Source organism: Hydrogenophaga palleronii NBRC 102513 (genome assembly GCF_001571225.1).
Classification (GTDB): Bacteria; Pseudomonadota; Gammaproteobacteria; order Burkholderiales; family Burkholderiaceae_C; genus Hydrogenophaga; species Hydrogenophaga palleronii.
Map to the genome: position 1 here is coordinate 1 of NZ_BCTJ01000080.1, position 4,730 is coordinate 4,730.

Sequence of the window (4,730 nt, forward strand, 5' to 3'; positions counted from 1 at the left end):
TCGGGCATAGGCGTGGGCGAACTGGAAGGTGTTGAACCAGTTGATGTGGATGCCGGCCAGCGTGATGAACTGGTACTTGTAGCCCAGCGCGGCCAGGTCTTCCTGGAACGAGGCGATCTGCTTGTCGTCGAGGTTCTTCTTCCAGTTGAAGGAAGGCGAGCAGTTGTACGACAGCAGCTTGCCTGGGCATGCGGCATGCACGGCCTGGGCGAATTCACGGGCGAAGCCGATGTCGGGCACGCCGGTTTCGCACCACACCAGGTCGGCGTACGGGGCGTAAGCCACACCGCGGCTGATGGCCTGCTCCAGGCCGTTCTTCACGCGGTAGAAACCTTCTTGCGTGCGCTCGCCGGTCAGGAAAGGCTTGTCGTTGGCGTCGTGGTCGCTGGTGATCAGGTTGGCGGCTTCGGCGTCGGTGCGGGCCAGCACGATGGTGGAGACGCCCATGACGTCGGCGGCGAAACGCGCGGCGATCAGTTTTTCACACGCTTCCTGCGTGGGCACCAGCACCTTGCCGCCCATGTGGCCGCACTTCTTCACGGCAGCCAGCTGGTCTTCGAAGTGCACGCCGGCAGCGCCCGCGGCAATCATGTTCTTCATCAGCTCGAAGGCGTTCAGCACGCCGCCGAAGCCGGCTTCAGCATCAGCCACGATGGGCAGGAAGTAGTCGATGAACTCCTTGCTGCCCGGCTCGATGCCACGGCCCCACTGGATTTCGTCGGCGCGCTTGAAGGTGTTGTTGATGCGGCGAACCATGGTGGGCACCGAGTCGTAGGCGTAGAGCGACTGGTCGGGGTACATGGTTTCAGAGGTGTTACCGTCGGCGGCAACCTGCCAGCCCGACAGGTACACGGCTTCCAGACCGGCCTTGGCCTGCTGCATGGCCTGGCCGGCGGAGATGGCGCCGAAGGCGTTGACGTAGCCCTTCTTGGCGCCGCCGTTGACCTTGTCCCACAGCTTCTCGGCACCACGCTTGGCCAGCGTGTGTTCGATCTGCATGCTGCCGCGCAGGCGCACGACGTCGGCGGCGGTGTAGCCACGCTTGACACCCTTCCAGCGGGGGTTGGTGGCCCAGTCTTTTTCCAGGGCTTCGATTTGCTGTGCGCGGCTCAGTTGCTCGGTGAGGGATTGGGGCATTTGAAACTCCATGAGGTTGAAGGAAGCTGCCGGCGGTGCACATGCAAATGCGGTGCCGTTGAGAAGACTTTAAGTCTTATAGAAGAGTTGCACAAGCTCTTATGTCTTATATAAGACAAAAAATTTCTCCTTGTTTTTCAACAATCTAATGACCTAATTTCTCTATGCAGAATCACTTTTCTTGCATTGAGAAAATTTTCTGCAGTGCAGCATTCGATGATTTCACAATGAGGAACAAATATCTCTCATACCGAAATGCCCGCACCGCATCAGGCATGATGCGACCCAACCCAGTGCACTTCCGTGACAACCGTGACTTCTCCAAACCGTTTGTGGGCATATCTGAGCCTGGCCCTGAGCATGTCTCTGGTGGGCAGCTACGTGGCCTTGTCCAAGCCGCTGGTGCTAGTGTTTCCGGTGTTTCTGCTGGCCTGGCTGCGGTTTGGCATCGGTGGTTTGGCGATGTGGAACTGGCTGCGCAAGCCGGTGGACGAGCCCGCCCTATCGCGCCGCACGCGCGGCCTGCTGTTCCTCGAATCCTTTCTCGGCAACTTCCTGTTTTCCATCTTCATGCTGTTCGGCGTGAGCATGACCACGGCCGTGGCCGCGGGTCTGGTGATGTCTTCCATTCCCGCGGTGGTGGCGGTGCTGAGCTGGTTCTTCCTTCGCGAGCGCATCGGCTGGCGCGGTGCGGCCGGCATCACCTGCGCGGCCATCGGCATCGGCCTCTTCTCCCTGCAGAAAGGCGATGCCGTGAGTGCTGTGGTGGCCGATACCAGCGGGCCCTTCGGCATCAGCAAGGCGCTGCTGGGCAACCTGCTGGTGTTTGCGGCCGTGGTGTGTGAGGCCTCTTATGTGGTGATCGGCAAGCTGCTCACCGAAGGCCTGGGGCCCAAGCGCATCTCGGCCATCATCAACCTCTGGGGCTTCGCGCTGGTCACACCCTTCGGCCTGTGGGCCGCGTGGACCTTCGATTTTTCAACCGTCGCCCTGCCCGTCTGGGGCCTGCTGGTGTTCTACGCGCTGGCCGCGAGCGTCTGGACCGTGTGGCTGTGGATGACCGGCCTGAAGTCGGTGCCGGCCTCGCAGGCGGGCGTGTTCACCGTCATGTTGCCGATCAGCGCGGCCGCCATTGGCGTGCTGTTCATGGGCGAGCGGCTCAGCGCGCTGCAGGCCGTGGCCTCCGGTATCGCCTTGTTTGGCCTGGTGCTGGCCACCCTGCCCGGCCGCCCGCAGGCGCCTGCCCGCTGAGCCGGTTCAGGCGCACCACAGCCCGGTTGGCTGTGTGATGCCCATCCACAGCGCCCAGCCCGACGTGGCCGCAAGCGCGAGGCCGGCGAGGCGAATGCCCCAACTGCCCGAACGTGCACCGCGCAGGCGCAGCAACAGCCAGGGGCCGGCGGTCAGCGACACCGAGGTGCCGATCGAGAACAAGGCCATGATGGCCGCCCCCTCCAGCGCATTGGCCGAGAGCGACGCCACCAGCAGCGCGGAATAGAGAAGCCCGCAAGGCATGAGCGCCCACGCCATGCCCAGCACCACCGGTGCGCGCGGGCCAAGGGACGCCAGCGCCGGGCGCGCACGGCGCCAGACGTTCTGCCCCAGGTTTTCGATCCAGGCGGGTTGCCTTGCCCGCCAGAGCAGCACGCCGCCCAGCAGCAATGCAGCCACATGGAACATGGTCCAGACCGGCCGGAGCACCGCCGTGTTCGTGCCCAACCAGGCCAGGCCCTGCACCGAGCCCGCAGCAAACGCACCGAACAGCGCATAGCCCAGCATGCGGCTGAACTGGAAGCCGACCAGCGCCTGCGTGCTCCGCGGGCCGGCGGCGCGTGCGATGCCGGCGCAGGCCGCGCCGCACATGGCCACGCAATGGGGACCGCCCACCAGGCCCATGAAGAGCGCCGTGATCGCCATCGAGGTCTGCATGGGCGCGCCCGGGCTGGCCTCAGATGATGCGGGAGAAACGCGCCCGGTCCAGGTCGACCTGCAGGTTCTTGTCGAACACCATGGCGATGGCGCGCACCAGGAACCAGCCGGTCTCCGTGACCTGGATGCCGCTCGGACTCAGGCGCACCAGGCCCGCGGCCGCGAGGCCTTCGAGGGTTTCGAGTTCGCGTGCAAAGTGGCTCTTGAAATCGATCAGGTGCCCGAGTTCGATCGACTCGAACAGCACCTCGCCCTGGCACATCAGCGCCATGATCACGGCGCGGCGCAGCAGGTCGTCGCGCGTGAGTGCGAGGCCGCGCACGATGGGCAGGCGGCCCTGGTCGAGCAGGTCGCGGTATTCGTCGAGCGTCTTGGCGTTCTGGCTGTAGGTGGCGCCGATGCGGCCGATGGCGGACACACCGAGCGCGATCAGATCGCAATCGGGTTGGGTGCTGTAACCCTGGAAGTTGCGGTGCAGGCGGCCCTGGCGCTTGGCCACGGCCAGCGCGTCGTTGGGCAGCGCGAAGTGGTCCATGCCGACGTAGACGTAGCCGGCGTCGATCAGCGCGTCCAGCGAGAGGGACAACATGCTCAGCTTGTCGCCTGCGCCGGGCAGGTCGGCCGCCGCGATGCGCCGCTGCGGCTTGAAGCGCGACGGCAGGTGCGCGTAGGCATACAGGGCGATGCGATCGGGGCGCAGCTCGTTCACCTGCGCCAGGGTGCGGGCGAACGACTGCGGCGTCTGCAGCGGCAGGCCGTAGATCAGGTCCACGTTGACCGACTCGAAGCCGATGCGGCGGGCCGCGGCCACCAGCTCGAACACCTGTTCGGCGGGCTGCACGCGGTGCACCGCCTTCTGCACTGCCGGGTCGAAGTCCTGCACGCCGAAGCTCAGGCGGTTGAAGCCCAGGCGCGCCAGGGTCTTCAGCCGCTCTTCGGTCACTGTGCGCGGATCAACCTCCACCGAGTACTCGCCACCGGGCACCAGCGTGAAGTGCTGCCGCAGCATGGTCATGAGCGCTTCCAGCTCGCTGTCGGACAGGAAGGTGGGCGTGCCGCCGCCCAGGTGCAGTTGCGACACGTTGTGCCCCTGGCCCAGGTGCGCCACCTGCAGCTCCACCTCACGCGTGAGGTAACGCAGGTACTCGGCCGCGCGCGAATGGTGCTTGGTGATGACCTTGTTGCAGGCGCAGTAGTAGCAAACCGACTCGCAGAAGGGAATGTGCACGTACAGCGAGAGCGGCAGCGCCAGGGAGCCGGCGCGCCGCTGCGCCAGCGCCTGCACGTAGTCGCTCTCGGTGAAGGCCTCCACGAAGCGGTCGGCGGTGGGGTAAGAGGTGTAGCGGGGGCCCGGAACGTCGAACCGGCGCAGCAGTTCCTCGGGTATGGCGTGGCTCAAAATCGAATCTCCATCAGGGCTCCCACTGTGCGACAGGCACGCCACAGGGCACTTGACCTGGATCAAACATGTTCCGGATCGCCAACACCGGCTGGACACCCCTGACACCCGCCGGGGTATGCTTGCGGCCATGGACGCCCAAAGCATCAAAGTCGCCTGCTCGAGTTGCAACCTGCGCGAGCTGTGCCTGCCCATGGGGTTGAACCCCGAGGAAATGGACAAGCTCGACCAGGTCATCTCCAAGCGCCGCCGCGTCAAGCGCGGT

General features: G+C 65.1%; 5 protein-coding genes. 1 reads left to right on the top strand and 4 read right to left on the bottom strand.

The window, feature by feature from the left end; all coding sequences use genetic code 11:
• On the bottom strand, window positions 1-1,137 hold a 1,137-nt coding region (gene aceA / locus HPA01S_RS22205; protein WP_066273651.1), incomplete at its 3' end, for an isocitrate lyase.
• Window positions 1,110-1,256, bottom strand: a complete 147-nt coding sequence (locus tag HPA01S_RS23895; protein ID WP_157085150.1) for a hypothetical protein — start codon at window positions 1,254-1,256, stop codon at window positions 1,110-1,112. The genes HPA01S_RS23895 and aceA, both read right to left, overlap by 28 nt.
• A gap of 241 nt (window positions 1,257-1,497) precedes the next feature.
• On the opposite strand from HPA01S_RS23895, the gene HPA01S_RS22210 reads away from it, so the two are divergent.
• Window positions 1,498-2,388 carry a DMT family transporter gene (locus tag HPA01S_RS22210; protein ID WP_245638729.1) on the top strand — a complete coding sequence of 297 codons (891 nt, stop codon included), beginning with the start codon at window positions 1,498-1,500 and terminating at the stop codon, window positions 2,386-2,388.
• Window positions 2,389-2,394: 6 nt separating this feature from the next.
• Here HPA01S_RS22210 and HPA01S_RS22215 read toward each other — a convergent pair whose 3' ends face one another.
• Window positions 2,395-3,066, bottom strand: a complete 672-nt coding sequence (locus HPA01S_RS22215; protein ID WP_066273648.1) for a sulfite exporter TauE/SafE family protein — start codon at window positions 3,064-3,066, stop codon at window positions 2,395-2,397.
• A gap of 19 nt (window positions 3,067-3,085) precedes the next feature.
• Window positions 3,086-4,465, bottom strand: coding sequence for an oxygen-independent coproporphyrinogen III oxidase (gene hemN, locus HPA01S_RS22220; protein ID WP_066273650.1), 1,380 nt, complete (start codon window positions 4,463-4,465; stop codon window positions 3,086-3,088).
• Between the last annotated feature and the right edge of the window lie 265 nt (window positions 4,466-4,730).